This is a genomic window from Chelatococcus sp. HY11, assembly GCF_018398335.1.
In the GTDB taxonomy this organism is placed as follows: Bacteria; Pseudomonadota; Alphaproteobacteria; order Rhizobiales; family Beijerinckiaceae; genus Chelatococcus.
In genome coordinates, this window is record NZ_JAHBRX010000001.1 from 2374039 (window position 1) to 2397500 (window position 23462).

The 23462-nt window shown below is 62.8% G+C and carries 17 protein-coding genes; 8 read left to right on the forward strand and 9 right to left on the reverse strand.

Features of this window, described 5'->3' with window-relative positions:
- Positions 1-43 precede the first annotated feature (43 nt).
- Both KIO74_RS10855 and KIO74_RS10860 read right to left on the reverse strand, forming a co-directional pair.
- Complete coding sequence (locus KIO74_RS10855; protein ID WP_213332006.1) at positions 44-3526, reverse strand: ATP-binding protein; 3483 nt, start codon at positions 3524-3526, stop codon at positions 44-46.
- Positions 3523-4794 (reverse strand): metallophosphoesterase family protein, encoded by a 1272-nt coding sequence (locus KIO74_RS10860; protein WP_213332007.1) that lies wholly within the window; start codon positions 4792-4794, stop codon positions 3523-3525. The genes KIO74_RS10855 and KIO74_RS10860 overlap by 4 nt, the downstream gene beginning before the upstream one ends.
- Positions 4795-5038: 244 nt before the next feature.
- Between KIO74_RS10860 and KIO74_RS10865 the strand changes: the two genes are divergently transcribed.
- The 3 genes from KIO74_RS10865 to KIO74_RS10875 all read left to right on the forward strand — a co-directional run bounded on the left by KIO74_RS10865 (position 5039) and on the right by KIO74_RS10875 (position 7365).
- Positions 5039-5590: a Ros/MucR family transcriptional regulator gene (locus KIO74_RS10865; protein WP_213334923.1), complete on the forward strand. Its 552-nt coding sequence runs from the start codon at positions 5039-5041 to the stop codon at positions 5588-5590.
- Entirely contained in the window at positions 5587-6813 is a 1227-nt protein-coding gene (locus KIO74_RS10870) for an FAD-dependent oxidoreductase (RefSeq protein ID WP_213332008.1), read from the forward strand. The genes KIO74_RS10865 and KIO74_RS10870 overlap by 4 nt, the downstream gene beginning before the upstream one ends.
- Before the next feature lie 108 nt (positions 6814-6921).
- Positions 6922-7365, forward strand: coding sequence for a Fur family transcriptional regulator (locus KIO74_RS10875; RefSeq protein ID WP_213332009.1), 444 nt, complete (start codon positions 6922-6924; stop codon positions 7363-7365).
- A 79-nt stretch (positions 7366-7444) separates the two neighbouring features.
- Here KIO74_RS10875 and KIO74_RS10880 read toward each other — a convergent pair whose 3' ends face one another.
- The 5 genes from KIO74_RS10880 to KIO74_RS10900 form a co-directional block, all read right to left on the reverse strand.
- Entirely contained in the window at positions 7445-8293 is an 849-nt protein-coding gene (locus KIO74_RS10880; protein ID WP_213332010.1) for a metal ABC transporter permease, read from the reverse strand.
- Positions 8290-9147: a metal ABC transporter permease gene (locus KIO74_RS10885; RefSeq protein ID WP_213332011.1), complete on the reverse strand. Its 858-nt coding sequence runs from the start codon at positions 9145-9147 to the stop codon at positions 8290-8292. The genes KIO74_RS10880 and KIO74_RS10885 overlap by 4 nt, the downstream gene beginning before the upstream one ends.
- A gap of 3 nt (positions 9148-9150) precedes the next feature.
- Positions 9151-10050 (reverse strand): manganese/iron ABC transporter ATP-binding protein, encoded by a 900-nt coding sequence (locus KIO74_RS10890; protein ID WP_291979487.1) that lies wholly within the window; start codon positions 10048-10050, stop codon positions 9151-9153.
- A complete protein-coding gene (locus tag KIO74_RS10895; RefSeq protein WP_213332012.1) occupies positions 10047-10955 on the reverse strand; it encodes a metal ABC transporter substrate-binding protein in 909 nt (302 codons plus the stop codon). The genes KIO74_RS10890 and KIO74_RS10895 overlap by 4 nt, the downstream gene beginning before the upstream one ends.
- Positions 10956-11335: 380 nt before the next feature.
- Positions 11336-12685 carry an esterase-like activity of phytase family protein gene (locus KIO74_RS10900; RefSeq protein ID WP_502762047.1) on the reverse strand — a complete coding sequence of 450 codons (1350 nt, stop codon included), beginning with the start codon at positions 12683-12685 and terminating at the stop codon, positions 11336-11338.
- Positions 12686-13024: 339 nt separating this feature from the next.
- On the opposite strand from KIO74_RS10900, the gene KIO74_RS10905 reads away from it, so the two are divergent.
- The 4 genes from KIO74_RS10905 to hutC all read left to right on the forward strand — a co-directional run bounded on the left by KIO74_RS10905 (position 13025) and on the right by hutC (position 19123).
- Positions 13025-13666, forward strand: coding sequence for a TetR/AcrR family transcriptional regulator (locus KIO74_RS10905; protein ID WP_213334928.1), 642 nt, complete (start codon positions 13025-13027; stop codon positions 13664-13666).
- Entirely contained in the window at positions 13663-14847 is a 1185-nt protein-coding gene (locus KIO74_RS10910; protein WP_213332014.1) for an efflux RND transporter periplasmic adaptor subunit, read from the forward strand. Before KIO74_RS10905 ends, KIO74_RS10910 begins: the two co-directional genes overlap by 4 nt.
- Positions 14848-14859: 12 nt before the next feature.
- Positions 14860-18018 (forward strand): multidrug efflux RND transporter permease subunit, encoded by a 3159-nt coding sequence (locus KIO74_RS10915; protein ID WP_213332015.1) that lies wholly within the window; start codon positions 14860-14862, stop codon positions 18016-18018.
- 331 nt (positions 18019-18349) lie between these two features.
- The gene (gene hutC, locus KIO74_RS10920) at positions 18350-19123 is read left to right on the forward strand and encodes a histidine utilization transcriptional repressor HutC (protein ID WP_213332016.1); all 774 of its coding nucleotides are present in this window, start codon (positions 18350-18352) and stop codon (positions 19121-19123) included.
- A gap of 139 nt (positions 19124-19262) precedes the next feature.
- Here the strand turns inward: hutC and KIO74_RS10925 are convergent, their stop codons facing one another.
- Together KIO74_RS10925 and KIO74_RS10930 are read right to left on the reverse strand one after the other, a co-directional pair.
- The gene (locus KIO74_RS10925; protein WP_213332017.1) at positions 19263-20306 is read right to left on the reverse strand and encodes a Gfo/Idh/MocA family protein; all 1044 of its coding nucleotides are present in this window, start codon (positions 20304-20306) and stop codon (positions 19263-19265) included.
- Positions 20303-21373 carry a Gfo/Idh/MocA family protein gene (locus tag KIO74_RS10930; protein WP_213332018.1) on the reverse strand — a complete coding sequence of 357 codons (1071 nt, stop codon included), beginning with the start codon at positions 21371-21373 and terminating at the stop codon, positions 20303-20305. Before KIO74_RS10930 ends, KIO74_RS10925 begins: the two co-directional genes overlap by 4 nt.
- A gap of 350 nt (positions 21374-21723) precedes the next feature.
- Here KIO74_RS10930 and KIO74_RS10935 point away from each other — a divergent pair, with 350 nt between their 5' ends.
- Positions 21724-23292, forward strand: coding sequence for a hypothetical protein (locus KIO74_RS10935; RefSeq protein ID WP_213332019.1), 1569 nt, complete (start codon positions 21724-21726; stop codon positions 23290-23292).
- Positions 23293-23462: the final 170 nt, after the last annotated feature.

The window sequence follows — 23462 nt, forward strand, 5'->3', positions numbered from 1 at the left end:
GATGCCTGCAGGCCTCGCCGCACACATTATATATATAGCCAAGCTAGAGCTGGATGACGGCGGCAGCCGGCCCGAGCGCTCGGGAGGCGGCGGCGACCACGTGCTCATGGTGAGTGAAGACGATGACTTGGGTGATCTCGCCCAACTCCCCAAGCAGCCGGAAGCCCGCCTCCGTCCGTCCCTCATCGAAAGTCACGAAGAGATCATCGGCGAGGAAAGGCAGGGGCGTCGCCCGGCCCGCATGGTCGATGATCGCGGCAATCCGCAGCGCGAGGAACAGCTGGTCCGCCGTTCCCTCGGACAAGGCGTCGACACCGAGAAGCCGCCCGTCCCGCAGTGCGCCGAGACGCGGCGGGTCCTCGTCGTAGTCCACGGCGACGCCGCTCCATCGGCCGCCCGTGAGCCCCGCGAAGGCGCGCGAGGCGCGCTCGACGATCGGGCTCTGATGGCGCTGTCGGTAGCGCTCGATGGCGGCCGTCAGCAGTCGCGCCGCGACATAGTCGTGGGTGAAACGCTCCATCGCATCGGCGATTTCCGCCACGGCGTCCTGCTCGTCCTGCGCGGCGCCGGCCGCGCCCACCCTTCGCTCCAGCATCTCGACGGCGGCGCGCGCCTCAGTGTCGCGCTCCACGGCGCGGTCACGCGCGCCACGTGCCGCCTCGTGCGCCGCGGCCGCCTCCGCGATGACGCGAGCAAGGCTCTCATCATCCCGGTCACCAATCGCGCTCCGCATTTCATCTTCGCCTGGGGCCCCGCGGATATCGGCAAGGCGGGTGCGGGCCTCGGCGAGACGCGCCGTGGAGACCTCGGCCACTTCCAGTGTATCGAGAACGGCGGTCAACATCTCCGGATCCGCCAGCCCGGCGAGCGCTATCTGCTCGTCCAGAGCCGATTGCGCGCGCTCCAGCGCAATCTCGGCGGCGACGGTCGTCCTGTGCCGCGCCTCCAGCGCTTCCCGGGCCGTGTCGGCCTTCGTCCGCGCCAGACGGGCCGCCTCCAGCCGGGCGCGGAGTGATTTCGCGACGGCGAAGGCATCGTCCCGGTCCACCGCCACGCCCGCCTGCGCGGCAAGCGCCACGGCGCGATCGATGAACGCGTCCCGATCCCGGACAATTCCCGCGACGCGATATTCCGCCGTGCCGAGCGCCTCCGCGAGGGTAAGCGCGCGCCGCCACAGATCAAGCGCGGCGCGGGCCTCATCGACGGACGCTTCATCCCGGATGGCAAGCAACGGAAAGACAACGGCCGTTTCCTTCTCCAGCGCCTGCCTCTCACGTGCCAGTTCCTCGCTGCGGTGAGCGATATCGGCGGCTGTCTCACCGAGGCGCTGCAGGTCGCGTTCATGGTCACGCGCGCCAAGAAAACGCTGTTCGAGCTCGGCAACGGCGTGACGCAGTTCCGCCATGCAACGCGAAACGATCCCGGGCTGTTCGTCAGCCAGCGGAGCCAGGCCAAGATCCCGGCGTAGTTGCTCGATCTCGACGCGGTCGGCGCGGGCTGCCTCACGGATCGCCTCGCCATCCGCCGCCTCACGGCGCAAAGCCGCATAAGCCTGTCGGATCGACCCTACCTCTCGCAGCAGCGCGAGCGCAGCATCATCCGCCGCCGGCTCCAAAGCCACGGAGGCCCACAGGGCTCGCCACTCGGCGCGTTGCGTTTCCCCCTCGCGGACCGCATCCTCAATACGGCTCTCGGCGGCAGTGCATCCAGCCCGCAATTCAGCGATATCGAGCTCGGCCCGCGCGAGATCGGCAAGCCGCTTGGCCTCCGTCAGCCGCTCATCGGCCAACTGATCCGCTCCCGATACAGCCCGCTCGAAAGCGCGCGCGGCTTCCCTATCGGATGCATCCGCCCGACGTTCACCCGAGGTGAGCGGCCGGAGGCTACCCCATAGGTCATCCCGCTCGCGCCGAGCGGCGGCGATTGCCGCCTCTGTCGGCGCCGGCCGGCCGGCCAGCAGCAGCGCGAGACGCGCTTCCGCCTTCGCGAGCTGCTCATGAAGATCCGCCAGAGCCTGACGGTGCCGCGCGACACGCTCCGCCGCGCTGCCGGCGGCGCGCTGGGCGCTCTCCGCCACCGCGAGCTCGGGAAACGGCAAGCGGGCCAACGCATCGAGATCGGGAACGCCGATGCCGAGGCGCGACAAGCGATCCACGAGCTCAAGCCGCCCGGCGTCGAGGCGCAGCCCCAGCGACTTCACCGCCCGCTCGCGCTCCTCCGCGCCGTCGAGGGCTGCGACGCGGCGCTTGAAGGCCTGGGGATCGGCGACATGGCCGAGCTCCGAGCGGGCGTCTTCGACCCTGCGGCGTAGCTCGGCCATCTTCGCCTTGTCTTTCGCGAGAGCCCCCGCCAACGCCCCCCATGCGCGCAATCCATCGACCAGCTTGTCGGCCCGCGCCAGGAGAGGCGGCGCCGGCTTCAAGGCGAGCAGCGCCTCGTGGCTATCAAGGCCGAGGCCGAGCGCCAGTGTCTTCAGTGCGGCCTGGGCCTCCAGCACCTCCGCGCTTCGTTTCGGCAGGCTGGCGAGTTCACGCTGCACGGCGGCGCGCTCCTCATCACAGCCCGTCACCGCCTCGGCCAATTGCAGAATGTCGTCATCGAGCACGATGGCATTCAGGGCGGCCTGAGCCGCGCGCTTTTCGCCAACGGCACGATCCGCGACCGCACGGGCTTCGTCGAAGGCCGCCAGCAAGGAACGCGTTCGCCGGATGAACCCTGCGGGCACCACCAGCACCTCGCCCATCCCCGCCTGTAGCGCGAGCTCGGCATCGATGATCCGCAGTTCCCTCGCGCCGCGCCCCAGCGCCTCGGCGCGCTGGAGCGCCAAAGCCGCGTCGATCTCCGCTGTCACGGCCTGTTCGCGCAGGCGAGCGCTCTCATCGGCAGCATCGCGGACCTTCTTGACCTCGTCGACGCGCACTTCCTCGTCCCGCAGCCGCCGCTGGGCCTGGGACCGCTTGTCCACGGCGCGATAGAAGGCATGCGAGGCGTTGCGGCGATCCGGGTTGAAGATCTGCGCCGCGTTGCCCTTCATGCGATCGCGCAGGCTCGCGACCTGGCTGAGGCCGGGCGCCACCGCCAGCAGTGTTTCCGCCAGATCACCGCCGCCGGCGAGCAGCTTGCGCCCGCCCTCGCGTAGCCGCGCCTGATTGAGGCCGAAAATCTCCTCGAAAGCGCGCCGATCATAAGCGCCAAGAAAAGGCGCAAGGCCTTCGCCGGGGAGCACCGTATCGGTCTCAGGGTCAACCAATGTCTTGTCGCGCCGCTTCAACCGCGCGAACGACAATCGCTGGCCGTCGACGCCCTCCACGGTCGCCGACAATCGCATCAACTTGTATTCGTGGAGAAAATTGAAACGCGAACGTTCCTCTATACCGAACAGGACATCGGTGACGGCAGCGAGCGCTGTGGTCTTGCCGGCCTCATTCGCGCCTTGCACCACGACGACCCGCGCCGCGGGATCGAACTCCAGAACGCGATCCGTGAAGCGGCCATAGCGCTCCAGGCCCAACGACAACAGCTTCATGACGGCTCACCGTCATTGAGGGTGACGCCGCCGAGGCTTGCAAGAATCGTCTCTTCCGCCGCATTGATGGCGCGCGCGCCGATGGCCTGAGCTTCCTCGTCCGTCCAGCCGACAAGAGCTGCGGCATCGGAAGGCGCCTTCATGCGCAGATCCGCCAATGTCGTCGCGATTTCGGCCCGGAAGGCGGGGTCGGCGGCCGCGGCAGCCAGCACCTCCGCGAAATCGCCGAGCGCGGCGCGATCGGCCGCGTCCCGGGGACCGGTCGTCTCGATCCGGACTTTCTCGATCAGAATGTCCGGCCCGATCTCCCATGCCACAGCCTGCATGTCCTCGCTCACCTGATCGGCTTGCGCGTGAAGGGGAGCATGCAGCGGGGTTTGGCCGGAAAGCACGAGGCGCAACGCAAGCGGACGCCCGTCGGCGCGCTGTCGCGCGCGCGCGACAGCCTCACGCGCCGATGCCATGAACGCCGCCATGTCGGCGATGCCGTCGAGATCGATGGTCTCGCGATCAAAACGCGCGGCATCGAGCGTGAGCGCCTCGACGGCTGTGACACGCCCGTCGGTCACCGTGACAAGGGTCGCCCCCTTCTCGCCGGTCTCGCGGGCATGCCGGCCCTGGAGATTGCCTGGAAAGACAACAAAAGGATGCTCGAAGATAATCTCGCGTCTGTGGATATGGCCGAGCGCCCAATAGTCATAGCCCGCCTTCTGAAGATCCTCGATAGAACAGGGCGCGTACACATCGTGGCCGTCCCGGCCAGTCAGCGAGGTATGCAGTACACCGATGTTGAAATATCCGGCGAGAGCCGACGGATATGTCAGAGCAACGTTGTCTGGCACATGGCGGTGGGCGAATCCACGCCCATGCAGCGCAACGCGCAGAGGTTCGATTGTCGCCGTCGCAACAGAACGCACCGAGAACAAATAGACATTCGTGGGCAGGGGCAAATTCCGTGTGATGACCGAATCAGCATCGTGGTTGCCACGGATCAGAAACGCCGGAATATTCGCCTGCGCAAGCCGGCCCATCTGCCTGACGAAGAATTGACCGGTGGCATAGTCTCGCCAGTCGCCATCATAGATGTCGCCGGCAATAATAAGGAAGGCTACCCGTTCGGATATCGCGGCGGTGACTAGATTGTCCAGCGCCTGCCGCGACGCATCAACGAAGGCGCCAGCTAATTCCCCACGCCTTGAAAGTCCACGCAAGGGGCTGTCGAGGTGCAGATCGGCTGCATGGAGGAATTGAAAGGATGGCACTGACATGTTGTTATGATTAGGATTGTTTTGCGTCATTTTGCAATCTGCTGTCGCGTATCGTCGCAGGCACCTTCATTCTTGTAAGGCCCGCACCAATCTGATCACGATCAATGCATTTTGGCATAGGGGAGAAGAAAAAGCATTCTGGGGGCAAACTAATGTTTGAAATTTTCATAAAATCGGCGAAATAGTCCCTATATCCATCCGCAAGGACCACCCCTTAAATATCGAAGAGGATAGAACTTTGACCATGCCTACGGAGCAGACGGACACGAGCGATCTGGTGACGCTCTCCGCCGATGTCGTTTCGGCCTATGTTTCGAATAATCTCGTCCCGGCCGAGGAACTGCCGAAGTTGATCGGCGAGATTTATTCTGCGCTGATCGCGCTGAACGCGCCAGTCGCCGCCGCCAGCGAGCCAAAGCCTGAACCCGCGGTGCCGGTACGCAAGTCCATCACGCCAGATTTCATTATCTGCCTTGAGGACGGCAAGAAGTTCAAGTCGCTGAAGCGCCACCTCCAGGCCCACTACGGCCTGACGCCGGCTGAATACCGGCAGAAATGGGGTCTCCCCGCAGACTATCCGATGGTCGCTCCGAACTACGCCGCGACGCGCTCTGCGCTGGCGCGCGCCTCCGGCCTTGGCCAGATCCGTGGCGGCCGCGGCGCCGAGGCGGAAGTCGAGACGGTCGAGCCTGTCGTGGAAGCCGCTCCCAAGCGGACTTCGCGCAAGGCCAAGGCCGAGCCGGCAGTTGCTCCCGCTCCGGCCAAGCGTTCGCGGAAGACCAAGTCCGCTTCGTGAAGACCGGCGGTCTCGCCAGGATCAAAACCGGCTGCGCGATTGTCGGAGCCGGCCCCGCAGGTCTTATGCTGGGGCTTCTCTTGGCCAGAGCCGGGATTGACGTCATCGTCACGGAAAAGCACGGAGATTTTCTGCGTGATTTCCGTGGCGATACCATTCATCCTTCCACGCTGGAAGTGATGCATGAACTTGGCCTCCTCCAAGGCCTGCTAGCCTTGCCCCATACGAAAGCGGCCTCGCTTCACGCAGAGATCGATGGCAGCACTATCACGATCGCCGATTTCTCCCGCTTGCCGACGCAATGCCGCTTCATTGCCTTCATGCCGCAGTGGGAGTTTCTCAGCTATATCGCCTCGGAGGCTGCGAGGTTCAGCAATTTCCATCTCGTGATGAATGCCGAAGTGGAAGCATTGCGCGAGGTCGACGGCAAGGTCACCGGTATCCGCGCCAGAACACCGGACGGCGACCTTGAGATTTCGGCTGGACTCGTCATCGGTGCGGACGGACGAAACTCCCGCATACGCGAGTATGCGGGACTGGAAGTTGAGAATTTCGGCAGCCCAAGCGATGTCTTGTGGATGAGGCTGTCACGCCAGCCGGGCGATCCCGTGCAAGCCATGGGGCATGCCGGCCCTCGCCACGGTTTCGTCATGATCGACCGCGCCGACTATTGGCAATGCGGATATGTCGTGCGCAAGGGCAGCTTCGCAGACGTGCGCGAACGCGGTCTCGATGCCTTCCGCCAAGAGGTCGCGTCGGTATCGCCGCTCCCGGCCGGTCGCCTCGATGAGATCGCCTCCTGGGACGATATCCACCTTCTCAGCGTCCGTATCGACCGGCTGAAACGCTGGTGGCGCCCTGGTCTGCTCTGTATCGGCGACGCGGCCCATGCGATGTCGCCGATCGGCGGTGTGGGCGTCAATCTCGCAATCCAGGACGCCGTCGCGGCCGCCAACATCCTGGCGGGACCACTAAGCGAGGGAACCCTGACCAGTGGTAAGCTCGCCGCCGTCGAGGCACGCCGACGCTTTCCCACCCGCGCGACCCAGAAGCTTCAGTTGATGATGCGGCGCGACAAGCGCAAGCGCGAGGCTGACCTGAACCGGCGTTCGGGCCCACCCGCCTTTATGCGCGGCATCGCCCGCTGGCCCGCACTGGCGCATCTCGCGGGCCGGCTGATCGGGCTGGGTTTCCGGCCTGAACACGTCCGACCCCGGCCCTGAGCGGCATAGCTGGGGATCATCGAAGTCACCTTTTTGTCATTGCGGTGCGTTTGCGCTAAAGCAATGGCAATATGCAAATTCATGGTTCAAGAAGCTCTGCGGAATACAATGAAGTTCGGGACGGATATCGCCACGCTCTGCCGAGACAACGGACTTCGGCTGACGCGCCCCCGTCGGATCATCATGAAGGTTTTGTCGGAGACGACAGGCCATCCGGACGTCGTTGAGCTGCACCGCCAAGTCAATGCGATCGATCCCGGCATTTCGATTGCCACCGTTTATCGCACCGTCAGCCTCCTGCAGGACAAAGGTCTTCTCGAGCGCCACACCTTCAACGACGGACGCGCCCGTTACGAAGCCGCGGATCATGGTCACCACGACCATCTCATCAATGTCGAAACGGGTGACGTGATCGAGTTTCATTCAGACGAGATCGAACGCCTGCAGGAAGAAATCGCGCGTAGGCATGGCTATGCCATCGTGAGCCACCGGCTCGAAATCTATGTAAAGCCTCTCCCACGCAAGAAGGCGGGCCGCGGCGAGCAGCCTTGAGGATGCTCTCACGAACCCGCCTCACCGCCGCACGCGCTTGAGCAAGGCCGCCGGTGAGACGGAGTTCACCAGAATTGCTCTAAGCGCTCGCCTCGCCGGTTTCAGTGCGCGCCGCCTTGCGGGTAGCGATGAGGAATGCGCCGATGAAAAGGATGGTCATGATGAGCACGATGGTCGGCGCGGGCGCGCTGTCAATGAAGAACGACAGGTAGACGCCGCCGAACGAGGCCACCACGGCCAACACGACCGCGAGCAGCAGCATATGGCTGAATCGGCGTGTCAGTAGGAAGGCGATGGCGCCGGGCGCGATCAGCATGGCGATGGCGAGGATGATGCCCACGGCCTTGAGCGCGCCAACAATCGTCAACGAGATCAGGCACAGCAAGCCATAGTGCAGCAGCCGCACCGGCAGGCCGACCGCGCGCGCCTGGGCCGGATCAAAGGCATGCAGCAGGAAATCCCGCCACTTCACCGCGATGATGCCGGCCGTCACAGCCGCGATGACAGCCGTTTCCGCGATATCGCGCCAGCTGACGCCGAGCATGTCGCCGAAGAGGATGTGGTCGAGATGAACGTCGGACTGGATCTTGACGTACATCACAAGTCCCAGGCCGAACATGCCCGAGAAAACCACGCCCATCACGGTATCCTGCTTGACCCTGCTGTTGTCCTTCAGGAAGCCCGTCGCGACGGCACAGAACATGCCCGCGGCAAAGGCTCCGACGGCATAGGGAAAGCCGACGATATAGGCGATCACGACCCCCGGGAATACAGCGTGGGAGATCGCATCTCCCATCAGCGACCAGCCCTTGAGCACCAGGAAGCAGGAAAGCAGCGCGGCCGGCACCGCGACCAGCACGGAAATGACCAGCGCATTGATCATGAATTCAAACTGAAAGGGTGTAGCCAGCGTGGCAAGGACGCTCATGTGCCGGACTCCACGGCCTGCGCGGCGCGCCTGCGGGCAGCGAGCATGCCGTGCTTGGGTGCGAAGAGAAACGCCACCAGAAAGATCAAGGTCTGCAACACCACGATGATGCCGCCAGTAGCCCCGTCCAGATAGTAGCTCGCATAGGCACCGAAAAAGCTCGTCAATGCGCCGATCAAGACGGCGATGAGGAGCAGGCGCGGGAAACGATCCGTCAGCAGAAAGGCCGTTGCCCCGGGCGTCACGACCATACAGATCACGAGGAACGCGCCCACTGTCTGCAGAGCGGCGACGGTCGATGCCGCGAGCAGCGTGAAGAACATCACCTTGAGGGCGGTGGTATTGATGCCGATGGAACGCGCATGCGTCTCGTCGAAGAAGACGACCATCAGGTCCTTCCATTTGAGAAGCAGAAGCGCGAGCGAGACGAAGCCGATGATGGCGAGTTGCAGCGTGTCCTCCGGCGTGATCGCCAGAATGTTGCCGAGCACGATCGTCTGGATGTTCACGGCGGTCGGCGACAGCGAGACCATGAACAGGCCGAGACCGAAGAACGACGAGAAGATGAGGCCGATGATGGCGTCTTCCTTGAGCTTCGTTCGCTGGTTGAGGAAGAGCATCACGGCAGCCGCCAGTCCTCCCGAGAAGAAGGCACCGATCGAGAACGGCAAGCCCAGCATATAAGCCCCCGCGACCCCGGGCACGATGGAGTGCGACAGGGCATCGCCGATGAGCGACCATCCCTTCAGCATGAGATAGCAGGACAGGAAGGCACAGACCCCGCCGACGAGCGCCGAGACCCACATGGCATTGACCATGTAGCCATAGGTGAAGGGTTCCAGCATGATGTCCATTGGCTAGTCCCCATTCCGCTCGGCACGCTTGCGCGGAACAAGCTGCCCATCACGCAGCACCAGCGGCCGCTCGTCGTCGGTCAGCACTCCGACCGGCTTCTGCCGGCCATTCTCGCCCTCGTGCAGGACGAAATGGCGCAGGACACCACCGAACGTGCGTTCCAGATTGGCCTGCGTGAATGTTTCTTCCGTCGGGCCGTAGGCGAGAACGGTGCAGTTGAGCAGAACCGTGCGGTCGCAGAATTCAGGGACACTGCCGAGGTTGTGGGTGGAGACCAGCATCACCCGGCCCTCTTCCCGCAGCGAGCGCAAGAGGGCGACGATGGCATCCTCAGTCTTCACATCGACGCCGGTGAAGGGTTCGTCGAGCAGAATGACCCGACCGTCCTGCGCGAGGGCACGCGCCAGGAAGACACGTTTCTTCTGCCCGCCCGAGAGCTCGCCGATCTGCCGCTTGCGGAAATCGCTCATGTTGACGCGCGCCAGCGCGGCAGAAACGGCCTCGCGATCGGCCGCCCTGGGGATGCGCATGAGCCCCATATGACCATAGCGGCCCATCATGACGACATCTTCCACCAGTACGGGGAAGTTCCAGTCCACCTCCTCGCTCTGCGGAACATAGGCGACGAGGTTCTTCTTGAGCGCGGTATCAACCGGCTGGCCGAGGATGGAAATATTGCCCTTCGCCAGACGGACGAAACCCATGATCGCCTTGAACAGGGTCGACTTTCCCGAGCCGTTCACACCAACGAGTGCGGTGATCGTGCCGGTCGGGATCGCGAATGTCGCGTCGCGCAAGGCGGTGTGGCCGTTGCGATAGGTCACTGTCGCGGCGGTGACGGACAGCCCCTCGCCAGCGGCGGACGCCGCATTGGCAACGACACGGTGAGCGGGCGCATTCACTGGGTCAGCCCCTTGGCGATCGTATCGGAGGTGACGCGTAAGAGATCAATGTAAGTCGGCACCGGCCCGTCCGCCTCGGTCAGCGAATCGACATAGAGCACACCACCGTACTTGGCGCCTGTCTCGCGCGCCACCTGCCGCGCCGGTTTGTCGGAGATGGTGCTCTCGGAGAAGACGACCCCGATGCCGTTCTTCCGGACCGCGTCGATGACCTTGCGAACCTGCTGCGGTGTGCCCTGCTGATCCGCATTGATCGGCCAGAGAAAAAGCTCCTTCAACCCAAAATCACGTGCGAGATAGGAAAAGGCGCCTTCGCTCGATACCAGCCACCGCTTGTCCTCGGGGATGGCCGCTAGCTCGGCCTTGATGGGATCGATCGCCGCCTTGATCTTGGCCTTGTAGGCTTCGGCGTTCGCCCGGTAGGTCTCGGCGTTCTTCGGGTCGTATTTGGCGAAGGCATCGCGAATGTTGTCGACATAGATGAGCGCTGCAGACGGCGACATCCAGGCATGGGGATTGGGCTTGCCGGAATAGGGCCCCTCGCTGATGCCCATCGGCTCTACGCCCTCCGAGACGACAACGCCCGGCACATCTTTGAGATTCTGGAAGAACTTCTCGAACCAGAGTTCGAGATTGAGTCCATTCCACAGTATGAGCTTGGCACCCTGGGCCTTTTGAATATCGCCGGGCGTCGGCTGATAGTTATGGATTTCCGCCCCCGGCTTCGTGATGGATTCGACCACAGCCGCGTCGCCCGCCACGTTCTTGGCGATATCAGCAATGACGGTGAAGGTTGTCACGGCCTTGAACTTGTCCTCGGCCGTCGCCGCTGAGGCGGTGAGAAACGATGCTGCCGTGACGCCCAAAACTCCAGCCAGCACCGACCGCCTTACCCACCCCGTCATCGATCACTCCTTGTTGCGATTAAGTTGCAATATAAGATGAGCGATCCCGCCGCCTTTTGCAAGTGCGATCCATTCGCAATAAGATGGGAAGTGCTCATAAATCAGAATGATCGCCGATCACGCCGGCGCCAGCCTTGTTTTATCGACGCCGGTTGGACCTGGATGAGCCAGATGCCAGCGGGCTTCACCGGGCAAGCGATCAGGCCGCTCCTCGCCCTGAAGATTACGTCTTCGCGAGAAATCGGCACGGCCGCGGCTATGGGCCGTCGGGGGACGACCGCCCTGCATGTAGAGCCGCTCGGGATCGATGGTACAAAAGCAAAGAGCTTCCGGACAGCCCCCGGAAGCTCCTCAGGTTTTGAGTTAAAGATCGCAGTCGCTCAACGCGCTTTCAGAAAGTCCGTGACCTCGAGCAGGACGAATTCGTTGTCGTCCTGCACATTCGGTTCGCGGCTCGTCGAGAACGGCAGGTTGTTGTCGTTGCCGACGATGATGTGGCGATCATCGACCAGATCGACATCCTCGATGGTGAAGAAGGGGAAGGTCAGCACGTCGCCGTTCAACGGCTTGCGCGCCTTCTTGTTCGGATCGGCTATCTTCAAGAGATCGATATAGGCGACCTTGCGCGCGACGCCGTTGGCATTGGCGTCGTTGAGCTCAATCTTGTAGACGCGCTTGAACTTCGCGATATCCGCAAAGCAGTCGGGCCGCTTCTGGCCTTCGGGGCAAGCCTTGTCGGCGGTGCCTTCCCCATTGTCGCGCTCGATGATCAAGCCCATGGTCGGGTCGATCATGTTGAAGTCGCCGATGGCATTACCGTTCTGCTCAAGAACGAATTTCCAATGGCGGCCGGTCCACTTCTCCGCGGCAACATCGAACTCCAGGATACGGAGATACTCCTTGCCATCGGCGGTCTTTTCCCAATCCTTCGTCTCGGCATCCCACAAGGGACCCTCGAGAAGCGGATAAAGGAAGCGCCCGTCTTTCGACGCGGCCATGCCCTCATAGCCCTTCGAGCGGCGCACATTGAACGCGACCGGCTGGTTGGGGGCGGCCGGCGTCGTCACGGCGTAATGGTCCGGCGAACGCGCAGGCTTGCCATCGACCATCGTCTCGACGACGGCCTCGACCTTGCCGGTCATGTCCGTGCGGATGAGGTAAGGACCGAATTCCTCGCCGATCCAGATCTTGTCGCCGATGATCTGGAAGCTCTCGGGATCAAAATCCGAACCCGTGAGGTAGCGCTTGTCAGTCGCTTCATTCGCGATGCGGAACGGCACCTTCTTGTCGGGATCACTGAGGAAGACCGTCCCCAGGCGCTCGACCGTGCCCTTGTCCCAGTCGATGCGGTAGTGATTGAGATACAGCATGGAATCCGGGGAGTTCGCCCTGGCGCCCATGCCGTTGTCGGTCAACACCCAGAATGTGCCGTCAGCCATCTTCTTGATGCCGGAATGCCCCTGCAGCGGCTGGCCAGTGAACGGCACCTTCATGCCGGTGGGGCGCCCGTTCGAAAGACCCTCGACCGAGCCGATCGCCTCAACGCGCTTGCCAGTCGTGAACTTGCCCGATGTCTTGAGGTCGGCGGGAGCATCGGCCGGGGCCTCGACGAAGCTCTTTGCCGGCAGGATCGCGTGACCGGCGAGCGTGGCAGGCGCGGCCTGCTGGGCGAAAGCGGTTCCCGCGAGCACCACCGTCAGGGGCATCGCAAGCAAAAGACGGGCAATCATCATTGATCCTTCAAGGAGAGAAAACCGCCGGCAAGCTGACGCTTGCCGATGTCGCGGCGTTGACAACCCAATGACGGCTCGATGACGCCCTTCAAATGTGTGGCGTCAGGCGAACCTCCCGCCCGGCCACGGTCGCCTCGAATGTGCTGCAGCGCACAGCTCAAAAGTCCCACCTCCTTTCAATCTAGGCTTGGCAAAATAGAAAATCCCTTATTTTTCCGCCTATTACGGGAGCGTGCCACTCAAGCGCCCGTCCTTTGCATATCATCAACCGCTGTTGACAACGAAAGTCCGGCAATTAAAAACCAAACGGTCGGAAATTAATTTCGGTTGAATTCCATGTCGCGCCCGAGAGTTATCAACCAGGAGAGTATCCTGGATGCGGCCGAGGCCGTCGTCGTTCGCGATGGAGCCGCAAGGCTGACACTCGACGCCGTCGCGCATGAGGCGGGCATCAGCAAAACCAGCGTGCTCTACGACTTCAAATCCAAGCAAGCGCTGATAAAGGCGGTTATCAAACGCAGGTTCGCGGAAGAAAAAGACCGCATAACCGTTGCGACGAAGCAGCTTGGCGGCCTCCCCGACGCAAAGATTCACGGCCGCATCGCAGCAGCCAGGACGGTGCGATATCGCGATAGCCCGGCTGTCGCGATCAGCCTCTGCGCTGCTCTAGCGCAAGACACCGAACTACAGCTGACGCTGCAGAACGCCTTCCGCCAAGAACTTGCTGAAGTACTTGAGGCATCGAGCAACACCCGCGGCGCGTTGCTCGCCTTCCTCGCGCTTGAGGGCCTCATGGTACTCGAACATCTGGGGCTCCACTACTGGCCGGAGCCGACTCGCAGCGAGATCCTGAAGGAAATCGACGCTCTGGTCGATACGGCGCCGAGAAATCCACCACTGAATAAACGCATGCTCAATGAGCACGTTTCTCGCCACGCTGAGCTCGTGACTGAGCGCGAACCGGACCATACGCCATGAAATCTGCCTTCCTATCCGCCAGAATTCTGGCTGCCGCGATTTTTCTTCCGGTGGCTCTGTCGAGTGTCTCACTGCCCGCCGTGGCCCAGAATGGCGCGCCGCCGCCTTCGGCTGTCAGTGTGGTCGAAGTCGCCGCCGAGGCAATTCCGATCATCAATGAACTGCCGGGCCGCATCGCGCCCACGCGGATCGCGGAAGTGCGCCCGCGCGTGTCGGGCATCGTGACGGAACGCGTATTCGAGCAGGGCAGCCTCGTCAAACAAGGGGATGTGCTCTACCGCATCGACGCGGACATGTTTCGGGTCCGCGTGGAAAGCGCGAAGGCGACCTTGCAGCGCGCGCAAGCAACGCAGCTCCAGGCTCGCCAGCAGGCAGATCGCCAGAAGGAACTGCGCGACCGCAACATCGCCAGCGTGCAGCAACTGGAATCCGCCGTTGCGACGCTGGCCCAGGCCGACGCCGACATCGCCGCTGCAGAAGCTGGTTTGAACGAGGCGCAGCTCAATCTCCAGTACACGGAAGTCCGCGCGCCGATAGCCGGCCGCATCGGCCGCGCGGTGATCACAGAAGGCGCACTGGTGAGCAGCGCGGAGAACCTCGCGACAATCCAGCAGCTCGACCCGGTCTATGCGGACTTCACACAATCGTCGAACGAACTGCTGAAATTGCGCCAGGCTCTCGCCAGCGGGAGCTTGAAGGGCCCTGCCCCTGGCGAGGCTCGTGTCACTCTGCAATTCGACAATGGCCGCGTCTATGAGCATGCCGGCACCTTGCTGTTCTCGGAAGCGGCTGTGGACATCTCGACCGGACAGATCACCATGCGGGCTGAATTTCCCAATCCGGACGGGCAACTTCTGCCAGGCCTCTATGTGCGGGTTCAAATCGAACAGGGCATCCAGCATGATGCCGTGGCTGTTCCGCAGCAGGCCGTCCAGCGTGATGCCAACGGCAACGCGCAGGTCTTCGTCGTCAACGACAAGAACATTGCCGAGATACGTTCGGTCCGCGTGAACAGGACTGTTGGCGAGCGTTTCGTGATCGACAGCGGCCTGAAGCCAGGCGAGCGCGTCGTGGTCGAAGGCTTCCAGAAGATAGCCCCGGGCGCCACGGTTTCGGCCCAAACATGGAAAGCGGCGGACGCGAGCGCCGCAGCAACCCAGAAAAACACGGCTGTCGAATAAAGGTCGGTCATCATGGCGCAATTCTTCATCGGCCGTCCGATCTTCGCCTGGGTGGTCGCACTCTTCATCGTCATCGGTGGCATCATCGCCATTCCGATGCTGCCGATCGCGCAGTATCCGAATGTCGCGCCGCCACAGATCTCCATTCAGACGAACTACCCCGGCGCCTCCCCGGAGGAGATCTACCAGAGCGTCACCCGGCCGATTGAGGAAGAACTCAACGGTGTCCCGGGGCTGATCTATTTTGAATCGACGTCGGACTCATCAGGTCTTGTGCAGATTACCGCGACCTTCAGGCCTGGCACCGCGACCAGCCAGGCCTCGGTGGATGTCCAGAACGCCATTCGGCGCGTGGAGGCCCGCCTCCCCGAGACGGTGACACGCCAGGGCGTGCAGGTGGAGGAGGCCGGAGCCGGCTTCCTCATGGTCGCCGGGCTCATCTCAACCGACGGATCGATGGATGCCGTGGCGCTGGGCGACTATGTCAGCCGCAACGTGCTCGGCGAAATTCGCCGTATCGACGGCGTCGGTCGCGCTCAGCTGTTCGCCTCACAACGCGCCATGCGTGTCTGGATCGATCCAGACAAGATGGTCGGGCTCAACCTGACGACCGGCGACATAGCGGCGGCCATCGGCGCGCAGAATGCGCAGGTGGCGGCTGGCCGCATCGGCGCACAGCCCAACCCGATCCAGCAGCAGATTTCGGCGACCGTCCTCGTCAAGGGTCAGCTGACGACCCCGGATGAATTCGCGGCCATCGTGCTGCGCGCCAATCCGGACGGATCGACCGTTCGCCTGCGCGATGTCGCGCGTGTCGAGGTCGGCGCGGAAACCTACAACTTCAACACGCGCATCAACGGCAAGCCCGCCGCCGCCATCGGCGTCCAGCTTTCGCCGACCGGCAACGCACTCGCCACCTCCACGGCGATCCGCGCGAAGATGGAGGAGCTTTCCCGCTTCTTCCCGGCCAGCATCGAATACACGATCCCGTACGACACATCGCCCTTCGTCAAGGTTTCGATCGAGAAGGTTCTGCACACGCTGCTCGAGGCCGTCGCCCTCGTCTTCGTGGTCATGTTCCTGTTCCTGCAGAACTTCCGCTATACAATCATCCCGACGCTCGTGGTGCCGGTCGCACTTCTCGGAACCTGCGGCGTGATGCTGGCCACAGGCTTCTCGATCAACGTGCTGACCATGTTCGCCATGGTGCTTGCCATCGGCATTCTGGTCGATGACGCCATCGTCGTTGTCGAGAATGTCGAGCGCATCATGGCGGAGGAAGGGCTGCCGCCGCTTGAAGCCACCCGCAAGGCCATGAGGCAGATCTCTGGCGCGATCGTCGGTATCACGCTTGTCCTGACCGCCGTGTTCGTGCCGATGGCCTTCTTCCCCGGCGCGGTCGGCATCATCTACCAGCAGTTCAGCCTGACGATGGTGACATCCATCCTGCTGTCGGGCTTCCTTGCGCTGTCACTCACCCCTGCCCTGTGCGCGACCTTGCTCAAGCCGATCCCGCAGGGTCATCATGAGAAGAAGGGCTTCTTCGGCTGGTTCAACCGCAGCTTCGACAGGTTCACGAACAGCTACGCCGGAAGCGTGAGCTGGATCGTGCGTCGCGCGGGCCGCTTCATGGTCATCTACCTCGCCCTGCTCGTCGGGCTGGGATGGGCCTTCATCCGCCTGCCCACGTCGTTCCTCCCCAATGAGGACCAGGGTTATATCATCGTCGACATGCAGGCTCCGCCTGAGGCCAGCGGCAACCGCACGCACGCCATCATCGAGACAGCGGAGAAGCATTTCTCCGAGGAGAAAGCCGTCGATCGCATGGTCATGATCCAGGGCTACAGCTTCTCGGGGGCGGGCGACAACGCGGCGCTATCCTTCGTGACTCTGAAGGACTGGAGCGAGCGTGACGCCGGCAACTCGGCGGATGCAATCGCCGGGCGCGCCAATGGGGCCTTGTTCCAGATACGCGACGCGATGGCCTTCGCCCTGTCACCGCCGGCGATCACCGGTCTTGGCACCTCGAGCGGCTTCACCTTCCGCCTGCAGGACCGCGGCGGGCTTGGCCAGACCGCCCTCGTCGCGGCGGGCAAGCAGTTGATGGACGCAGCCGCCAAGAGCCCTGTCCTCGCCGGCCTGCGTGTCGAAGGCATGCCCAATGCGGCACAAGTCAATCTGATCATCGATCGCGAAAAGGCGAATACCTTTGGCGTGACCTTTGCCGACATCAACTCCGCCATTTCGACCAATCTGGGTTCGTCCTACATCAATGACTTCCCCAATGCGGGGCGCATGCAGCGGGTGACCGTGCAGGCCGATGCCGGGCGCCGGATGCAGACGGAGGACCTGCTGAAGCTGAACGTGCGCAATTCGGCAGGTGGCATGGTGCCCTTGTCGGCCTTCGCGCGGATCGACTGGCAGATGGGCCCAGCGCAGGTCGTCGGCTACAACGGATATCCCGCCATCCGTATCAATGGCGCGGCCGCCCCCGGCCATTCCTCGGGCGCCGCCATCGCGGAGATGGAACGGCTGGCCGGCGAGTTGCCGAACGGCTTCGGCTACGAATGGACCGGCCAGTCCCTGCAGGAGATCCAATCCGGCTCGCAGGCTCCGTTCCTCATGGGCCTGACCGTGTTGTTCGTCTTCCTTCTGCTGGCCGCACTCTATGAGAGCTGGTCGATCCCGCTCTCCGTGATGATGGTAGTGCCGCTCGGCGTGCTCGGATCGGTCGCGGCGGTCATGCTGCGCGACATGCCGAATGACGTCTACTTCAAGGTCGGCCTCATCACGATCATCGGCCTGTCGGCGAAGAACGCGATCCTCATCATCGAGTTCGCGAAGGACCTGCGCGCCGAAGGCAAGCCGCTGCTGGAAGCGACCATCGAGGCATGCCGGCTGCGGTTCCGGCCCATCCTCATGACGTCGCTGGCCTTCACCCTCGGCGTCGTTCCTCTCGCCATCGCGACCGGCGCCAGCGCGGCGAGCCAGAACGCAATCGGCACCGGCGTGATGGGCGGCATGATCTCGGCGACATTGCTGGCGATCTACTTCGTCCCGGTGTTCTTCGTCTTCGTGATGAAGCTGTTCGACCGGCGTGACAAGACGGCTAGCGAGACTGCACCTGACAGTCTCCCCCCCGTTACATCGACGCCCGCACATCCGCATTGACGCGGCTAGCGCCAGTATCGCGCCTCTCGAGAAATACCCGCCGGATTCCACCCATCCGGCGGGTATTTTTTCGGCCGTTTCTCGCTCTATCCGCGAAGACGGTCGTCTTTCAAAGATCTGTTGCCGCGGCCATCGTCAATCATGTGCGACGGTACGCGTAGCGCGCGCGATATGTTTGCTTCCATAAAAAGCAAACCACATGTCCTCGAAGTTTGTCGTCTCCAGCGTGTCCGAAATGCTGTCGTCAGCATCGGCGCTGGACGGACAACACCTCACTATCATATCTATAAGGGTGTGTTGTGATATCAGTTTCTTGGTCGACGAGGCCCGCATGAGCAATGCATTGCAGAGTTCCCTGCCGCTTTACGAACAGATCAAGTCCACAATCGAAAAACGTATTCGCGGTGATGTCTGGCCGGCGGATTTCCGCGTGCCCTCGGAGGAGACGCTCGCGGAAGAATTCGGGGCTTCATCACTCACAGTCCGGCGCGCCCTGCGGGAGCTGCAAACCGCGGGCATGCTGGTCAGGGTCCAGGGTCGCGGGACATTCGTGGTCGGCCCACGGATGCAATGCGCGATCTTCGAATTGCCTGATATCTCAGAGGAAATAGGAACCACCGGCGGTGTCCATACCAGCGAGGTCCTGTCCCTCGGTGTGGTGCCCGGCGACAGTCCGCTCATCAGCATGCTGCCCCACCCCTTCGACGGCATCATCTATCACTCACGCCTGCTGCACAGGGAAGATGGAACGCCGCTGCAGCTGGAGGATCGTTTCGTCAATGCTGAAGAGGCCCCAGATTATCTGAAGCAGGACTTCACGCGCATCACCCCTCACACCTATCTGCTGCGTGAGACCGAAGTCTCCTTTGTCGACAATACTATCCGTGCGATCCGCGCGGACGAGGAAAGTCGCCGCCTCCTGGAGATCGACAGCAACCAGCCTTGCCTTCTGCTTGATCGGCGGACCTGGAGGGAGGGCATCCCTGTGACACGCAGCCGGTTTCTCTACCCGGGAGACCGCTATCGGCTCCGCAGCTCCCACGAGGCGACACCAAGCCGGCCTCACGCGACACAGCCGAGCCATAACGCGAAGCGGGGGCGTTGAACGCCTTTCCCATGGAGCAAGGAAGCGAATTCCGGCTGCAGCCTTGGAGCGCTTCCTCTGGAATGGACATTCGAGCGAAGGGATCCGAGAGCGGACGGATCGCGCAAGCCGCGTTCCTTCCGCCAGGCATCGGAGGGCATCAAGCCTCAGTCGCTGACATCTCGACTGGCTCGACCCGGCCGCTTGCCACTGACCGATAGGCGGCGTCAATCATGGCGAAGGCCCGCAGGCCATCGTCGAGAGTGACCGGCATCGGCGCACCTTCCTTGAGTGCCCGTATGAAGGCCCAGGCGACATGCTCGTGGAAAATGCCAGTTCTGAAATGCGGCGTTGTGGGGGAGGACGTCCAATCCCCCATCTCACCCCGCCGCCGGAAAACGCGCAGGAACTCGCGATCCCGCGTCGGGCGTGACGCAATATCGACGCCGCTGAGCAAGATCGTTCCTTCGGTTCCGTAGATCTCGATCGATGTGTCCGCTGCCGCGAAGCACCAGCCCGTCGCAACCTCGGCGATCATGTCGTCGTAGCGGAACGTCGCGACGGCGGTGTCCTCAACGGCAAGGCCAAGCGTATGGGAGGACACCGTCGCAAAGACCGATCTCGGCTCGCCGAACATCCAGCGCAGAAAATCGGCCGCGTGAATGCCCTCATCCAGCAGGGTCCCACCGCCGGAACGCGCGGGATCGACGAACCAGGCCGACCGGAATGGCGCGTTCAAGCCATGGCTGTGGCCGTGACGTATCCGGCACAGCGTGACCTGGCCGATGGCCTTCTCTCTGAGCAGGGCCGCGATCTCGTCGTTGATCGGATCGAAGCGCTTCGGAAAACTCTGCATGAAGGGAATGCCGGATGCCGCGACGACGTCCTTGATCAGGAGGCAATCGTTCATGCTCGCCCCCAGGGGCTTCTCGCACAGGACGGGGCGCCGATGCACGGCGGCGGCTTTGACGAGCGGGAGATGATCGCAGGTTGCGGAGCCTATCGCCACGGCATCGCTTGCCATGATCAACCGGTCGAGGTTTGGCTCCACCGCGACCCCATGCTGCGCGGAGAATGCAGCCGCCCGGCCAGCATCGGAATCCCAGAGGCCGGACATCTCGGCGTCGGGACTATCCTTAATCGCCCTGGCCCAGAAGTTGGCGTGATAGTGCTCGCTCCCAAGGATCGCGATCCGTATCGTCACAATGCCCTCCCTCGAACGGCGATCGCTGCTTCCGCCAGCGTCCGGCGGCCGCTACGGGCCGCCTCGTAGATCGTCTCGGCGATCATCACCGACTGCAGGCCGGCCTGCGCGGTGTCGTCGCCAGGTGCGTCACCGCGAACGACCGCGAGCCAATGCAGATGGTGGGCTTGGCCGAGCGGCTCCTCAGGGAGCTTGGGCGCGACCCAGCCGTGCATGCCGGTCACGACCGGCGCGAATATGCCCGCCATCCCACGCTCGGTGCGGAGCCAGACGGTGCCGAGTTCCCCATAGACCTCCAGCCGAAATCGATCGCAGCCCTGCAGCTCGGTATAGCTCATCTCGTGGCTGACGCGGATACCATTGGCGAGGCGATAGAGCGCGAAGACATTGTCCTCGAGCGCCGTCCGCACCAGCCGTCCATCAGCCAGGGTCCTCTCGGGCCGCGCCGTCATCATCTCAGCGGACAATTCGGCGATCGGTCCGAAGAGATGCCGGCAGAGATCGATGCCGTGCACGCCAAGCTGCATGACGACGCCACCCGAGACATTGCCTGGCCTGAAAAACCACTCCGCCCAGTCGGCGCCCGGCGTCGCGTTGCGGAGGCGAACCGAATGGATCTCGCCAAGCCGTCGCTGCTCCAGCATCTCACCCAGCCAACGCACTTCCGGGAAGTAACGATGCATGAAGCTGACGGTGAGACGCCCCGTCGCGCCGCCTGCCGCCGCAATGATCGCACGGCACTGGCTGCTGTTGAGAGCCATTGGCTTTTGCAGGAGCACGGACTTGCCGGCTTCCAGCGCGTCGATGGCGATACGCTCATGGGTGTCGTCCGGCGACGCCACCACGACGGCGTCGATCGATCGATCGTCCAGCACACGACGGTAATCGGTCTCGATCCGGGCGATGCCCAGGGCATGCGCCTTCCTCTCCGTTGCCTCCCGTCGGCGGCCGACGAGCACAGCCACATCGGCCTCACCGGTCGCGGCGAGACCCCGCGCGTGATAGTCGGCGATGAAGCCCGCGCCGATGATAGCAACGACAACCCTGTCAGCTGTCAGACGCGGCATGCCCATCCCTCACGCGTCTCACGCCACGGAAGACCAACCGCCAACGGAGCGGCAGGCCGGAATCTCGGGATTTCCCATGTCCCCCCATCTCCGCGAGAGGCAGTACCGACCGCCTCCGCTATCGTTTCTGGCGTTGAAAGCCCCCACAGTTGCTTGTCCGTATTGTTGCACGTCCGCTTGGCAGCCACGAAACATACAGTACATAATATTTGTCCCAACAGAGCTGGACGATGCACCGCTGCGATACGTTTGCCCTCTCGGGACCGTCTACTTGGCCGTTGGATGACCCGGCCAGCTCGGGGCCAGACAGCGTTGTGTTCATATTAGAGGTCCATCATAGGTGAGGTCCAATGTCCACGGTTGAGCGTCTCCCACCACGGCTCACGCCCCTCGCCTCCCGCTTCGGGCTACGGCCGTTCTATGGCGACATTCACAATCATTGCGATATTTCCTATGGCCATGGCAGCCTTCCACAGGCCCTGAAGCGCGCCAGGCGCCAGCTCGATTTCGTCTCCGTCACGGGCCATGCCCATTGGCCCGACATGCCGGTCGATGATCCACGCGTGGCCCATATCGTCGATTTTCACGTGAAGGGCTTTGCCAAGCTGGACCGGGGCTGGCTCGCACATTTCGATGTTCTGGCAAGGGCGGATGAGCCAGGTATCTTCACTGTCTTCCCCGGCTACGAGATCCACTCCTTCGCGCATGGCGACTACACGATCGTCTATCGCGATCTTGAACCCCACCCTTTGATAAAGGCCGATACACCGGCGGAGCTGCATCAGCGGCTGCGCGATGCGCTCGGCGACGCCGCCTTCGCCTTCCCACACCACATCGGCTACCGGCTGGGCGCGCGTGGAATCAACTGGGCATCGTTCAACGAAAACCTGTCACCCGTGCTGGAGCTGACGTCGATGCACGGATGTTCCGAGACGTCCGTCATGGACAGGCCTTTCCTGCATTCGATGGGACCAAGTGACGGGCTTTCGACCGCGCGCGCGGGCCTCGATCGCGGCCTCAAGTTCGGCTTCCTCGGCAATACCGACCATCACAGCGGGTATCCCGGTTCCTACGGCCATGGACGATCCATCGTCTATGCGACCGAGAACAGCCGCTCGGCTCTATGGGAGGCGCTTCACCAGCGCCGCACAAATGCCCTGACCGGCGACAACAGCCATCTGTTCTTCGCGATCGGAAATATCCCCCAAGGTGGCCTAGTCGCCTCCCCTGGCGAACCGACGCTTGCTATCGAAGCCGTGGCTGGAAGCTTCATCGACACTATCGATGTCATCAGGAATGGCAAACTCGTCGCGCGTATAACCCCTGATCTGGAGCCAAGCGCCGTCGATCCAGGAGCCCTCGATGCAGGCGCCGCCGAGATCGAGACACTGCTCGTACTCGAGCTCGGCTGGGGCGCGCGTGGAGAATTCCACGACTGGAGCGGTTCCATAGAACTCATCGGCGGCACGATCCTCGCGGTGGAACCGCGCCTGCGCGGCCCCGAGATCGTTTCGCCGCTGGAAGGCAGCGGCGACGGGATGGATCAGGACCAGATCAGTCGAGACGACAATCGAATCGATTTCTCCATCCGCTCTTTTGCCAATCCCAACAACAGTACCAGCTCCACACAGGCGATTGCCGCGCGAATCCGCATCGGCTCGGACGCACGCTTCCTGCTGAGACTGGATGGTCAAGACTTCGAGACAAGCGCAACACGCCTGTTCGCCGGCGCGCTATCCGGCAATCTCGGTCCGATCGACAGTCCGGCCTTCCGGCTCCATCCGTTGCCCAAGCCCCACCAATGGCAATGGCGCGGGGCGATCCCGATCAATCCCCTGAACAAAGGCGATTGGGTCTACGTCCGCATGCGTCAGGCGAACGGCCAGTGGAACTGGGCGAGCCCGATCTTCTCAGTGTGAGCGGAAACCTGGAAACAGCCATGAGAGTCCGCGCATTCCAGCTTTGCGAAGCTTGTATTCCTTTAAGCACGTCCTTCAACGCAAAAAGCCGCCCTTCTGGGGCGGCTTCTAACTCGATATCTTTTCAACCCGCACTGAATGCATGGTCGCGCGTTGATCATTCATGAAGA

Bases quoted from the DNA above. Each gene is read 5' to 3' on its own strand.
- KIO74_RS10910 (WP_213332014.1), top strand. From the start codon at position 13,663: ATGAAATCTGCCTTCCTATCCGCCAGAATTCTGGCTGCCGCGATTTTT.
- KIO74_RS10900 (WP_502762047.1), bottom strand. From the start codon at position 12,685: ATGATTGCCCGTCTTTTGCTTGCGATGCCCCTGACGGTGGTGCTCGCG.
- KIO74_RS10895 (WP_213332012.1), bottom strand. From the start codon at position 10,955: ATGACGGGGTGGGTAAGGCGGTCGGTGCTGGCTGGAGTTTTGGGCGTC.
- hutC (WP_213332016.1), top strand. From the start codon at position 18,350: ATGAGCAATGCATTGCAGAGTTCCCTGCCGCTTTACGAACAGATCAAG.
- KIO74_RS10865 (WP_213334923.1), top strand. From the start codon at position 5,039: ATGCCTACGGAGCAGACGGACACGAGCGATCTGGTGACGCTCTCCGCC.
- KIO74_RS10880 (WP_213332010.1), bottom strand. From the start codon at position 8,293: ATGAGCGTCCTTGCCACGCTGGCTACACCCTTTCAGTTTGAATTCATG.
- KIO74_RS10935 (WP_213332019.1), top strand. From the start codon at position 21,724: ATGTCCACGGTTGAGCGTCTCCCACCACGGCTCACGCCCCTCGCCTCC.
- KIO74_RS10860 (WP_213332007.1), bottom strand. From the start codon at position 4,794: ATGTCAGTGCCATCCTTTCAATTCCTCCATGCAGCCGATCTGCACCTC.
- KIO74_RS10930 (WP_213332018.1), bottom strand. From the start codon at position 21,373: ATGCCGCGTCTGACAGCTGACAGGGTTGTCGTTGCTATCATCGGCGCG.
- KIO74_RS10875 (WP_213332009.1), top strand. From the start codon at position 6,922: ATGAAGTTCGGGACGGATATCGCCACGCTCTGCCGAGACAACGGACTT.
- KIO74_RS10915 (WP_213332015.1), top strand. From the start codon at position 14,860: ATGGCGCAATTCTTCATCGGCCGTCCGATCTTCGCCTGGGTGGTCGCA.
- KIO74_RS10905 (WP_213334928.1), top strand. From the start codon at position 13,025: ATGTCGCGCCCGAGAGTTATCAACCAGGAGAGTATCCTGGATGCGGCC.
- KIO74_RS10855 (WP_213332006.1), bottom strand. From the start codon at position 3,526: ATGAAGCTGTTGTCGTTGGGCCTGGAGCGCTATGGCCGCTTCACGGAT.
- KIO74_RS10885 (WP_213332011.1), bottom strand. From the start codon at position 9,147: ATGGACATCATGCTGGAACCCTTCACCTATGGCTACATGGTCAATGCC.